We start from the raw sequence: 2,060 nt of genomic DNA on the forward strand, positions 1-2,060 counted from the left end.
GCGGCCTCGACCCCGGCGGCCTCGACCAGGACGTCGGCGGCATCGACGGCCGCGTCGACCTCGTCGCGCGTGCTGCCCGAGCGGAGCACCGCCACCAGACGCGCTCCGGGGACGTCGCCGTTCTCCAGTGCCTCCGCTACCGCGGTCCCGATCGCGCCGGCGCCGATCACGGCCACCGCCAACGGGGGGACGGATGCCCGGTCCGGCCGCGCAGAGGGGGAGTGGTGAGGGGTCATGGTGGCCTCACCGTACCCACGGCCCCTCCGCGGCCGCGCGTTCCCGGCGGTTACCCGGTGGAGCCCACGAGCATCGTCGGGGTGATCCCGAGGTTCGCCCCGTCCGCCACCAGTGCCCGGCCCTCGTCCGTCGCAAGCGCGGCTCCCATCGCCTCGGCGTCCGCGAAGAACAACTGAACCATCAGGTGGAACTCGGGTGCGGAGCCGTCCGGGCCGGGCAGGAAGCGTGTGACCTTGGCGTCGTCGAGGCCCGGAACCGCGCGGGCGAGGGGGATGTGGGTCCCGTCGTAGTACTCGTCGAACTTCTCGACGTCGTCGGGGGTTCCGTAGAGGACGGTGAGGGTGATCAAGGGGGTCCTTTCGAGGGGCGCTCCATCCGGTCGTCCGGAGGGTCGCGCACCGGGGATGATGCCGCAGTCGGTCGGGTGGGGAGACGGATTCGCCGGTTGTGGTCGGAGTCCGGGTCGGTCGGACCGGCTCCCGATGTGCCAGCATGGTCCCCAGAGTCCCGTGGACGGGTCTCCCGGACGAGGGGCGCCGTACCCGGAGCGCGACAAGACGGCCCGCCGGAGGCTGTCATGGCGTGGTTCGTACTCGTTCTGTCCGGGATCCTCGAGGCGGTGTGGGCCACCGCGTTGGGCAGATCCGAGGGCTTCACCCGGCTCATCCCGTCCGTGGTGTTCGGGGTCGCACTGGTCGTGAGCATGGCCGGGTTGGCCTACGCGATGAGAGGCCTCCCGGTGGGAACCGCCTACGCCGTGTGGGTCGGCATCGGCGCCTCCCTGACCGTGCTGTACGCCATGGCCACCGGCGCGGAACCGGTCTCGCCGGCCAAGGTGGTCTTCCTCCTGGTGATCATCGGCGGGGTGGTCGGACTCAAGACCGCTGCGTGACCGCCTCGTCAGCGCGGCGCCGGGGTCTACGGTGAGGTGATGAGATCGCGTGCGGCCGGACCACTGGTCGGCCTGGGACTCGTCTACGGGGCCGGGGCCGGCCTGATCATCGGGCTCGCGGTCGCCGGCCCGACCGGCCTGGCCCCGGGCCTGGTCATCGGCGCCGGCCTCGGTGCGGTCGCCGGGAACGTGGCGGAACTCGGGCGTACGGTGGTCCGGAGGCAGGCCCACCGACCCGAGACCCCTCGTGGTCTGCACCGTCATCGACGTCTCCCGAGAGGACCGGTCCACCCATGACCTCCATCACCACAGTCGACCGCGGACCGCGCGTCGTCGCCCGGCGCGTCACCGTCAACGCCCCCGCCGACGAGTTGTTCGCGCTGGTCAACGACCCCGCGAAGCACGGCCTCGTCGACGGATCGGGGACGGTCCGCGACAACGTCAAGGGCCCGTCCGCCCTGTCCGAGGGTGCGAAGTTCACCACGAGGATGCGGATGTACGGCGTCCCGTACCGCATCACCTCCACGGTGACCGAGCATGTCGACACCCCGGAGCTCAAGGTCGTCGAGTGGGCCCACCCCGCCGGGCACCGCTGGCGCTGGGAGTTCACCCCGACCGCCGACGGGCGGACCGAGGTCACCGAGAGCTTCGACAACCGTGAGTCGAAGATCGGGCGGGTCATGGAGCGCGTCGGGATGGCGGAGAAGAACGCCGCCGGGATCACCGAGACGCTCTCGCGCCTGGCCGCGAGGTACGAGTCGAACCGCTGACGATCCGGCCGCGCGCCGCGGGCCGGGCGCGGTCTAGGCGCGCGTGAGGAGCAGCGGAGCCGCGGCGATCCGGGACCACGGGCCACCGACGAAGGTCAACCCCAGGAGCCGGCGGTCGTCCAGCGCACGGAACTCGTCGCGGACCCAGCGCCACGGCACGG

4 protein-coding genes, 1 pseudogene and 1 riboswitch are annotated in these 2,060 nt (G+C 72.1%); of the genes and pseudogenes, 3 read left to right on the forward strand and 2 right to left on the reverse strand.

Annotated elements, in window-relative coordinates; all coding sequences use genetic code 11:
* Positions 1-236 (reverse strand): annotated as a pseudogene (locus G6028_RS15640) (hypothetical protein); the annotation flags it as partial.
* 50 nt (positions 237-286) lie between these two features.
* Complete coding sequence (locus G6028_RS15645; RefSeq protein WP_182659422.1) at positions 287-586, reverse strand: EthD family reductase; 300 nt, start codon at positions 584-586, stop codon at positions 287-289.
* Between the two features lie 150 nt (positions 587-736).
* Positions 737-804, forward strand: a riboswitch (guanidine-III (ykkC-III) riboswitch).
* Between the two features lie 10 nt (positions 805-814).
* Between G6028_RS15645 and G6028_RS15650 the strand changes: the two genes are divergently transcribed.
* From G6028_RS15650 to G6028_RS15660, 3 genes are read left to right on the forward strand one after another with little or no spacing between them, the layout of a single operon-like run.
* Positions 815-1,129 carry a DMT family transporter gene (locus G6028_RS15650; RefSeq protein ID WP_182659423.1) on the forward strand — a complete coding sequence of 105 codons (315 nt, stop codon included), beginning with the start codon at positions 815-817 and terminating at the stop codon, positions 1,127-1,129.
* Positions 1,130-1,168: 39 nt separating this feature from the next.
* Positions 1,169-1,426 carry a hypothetical protein gene (locus G6028_RS15655; protein WP_182611046.1) on the forward strand — a complete coding sequence of 86 codons (258 nt, stop codon included), beginning with the start codon at positions 1,169-1,171 and terminating at the stop codon, positions 1,424-1,426.
* Complete coding sequence (locus G6028_RS15660; RefSeq protein WP_179523243.1) at positions 1,423-1,899, forward strand: SRPBCC family protein; 477 nt, start codon at positions 1,423-1,425, stop codon at positions 1,897-1,899. The genes G6028_RS15655 and G6028_RS15660 overlap by 4 nt, the downstream gene beginning before the upstream one ends.
* Positions 1,900-2,060: the final 161 nt, after the last annotated feature.

The sequence above is a fragment of the Dietzia cercidiphylli genome (genome assembly GCF_014145145.1).
GTDB classification, from domain to species: domain Bacteria; phylum Actinomycetota; class Actinomycetes; order Mycobacteriales; family Mycobacteriaceae; genus Dietzia; species Dietzia natronolimnaea.

Bases quoted from the DNA above. Each gene is read 5' to 3' on its own strand.
- G6028_RS15650 (WP_182659423.1), top strand. From the start codon at position 815: ATGGCGTGGTTCGTACTCGTTCTGTCCGGGATCCTCGAGGCGGTGTGG.
- G6028_RS15655 (WP_182611046.1), top strand. From the start codon at position 1,169: ATGAGATCGCGTGCGGCCGGACCACTGGTCGGCCTGGGACTCGTCTAC.
- G6028_RS15660 (WP_179523243.1), top strand. From the start codon at position 1,423: ATGACCTCCATCACCACAGTCGACCGCGGACCGCGCGTCGTCGCCCGG.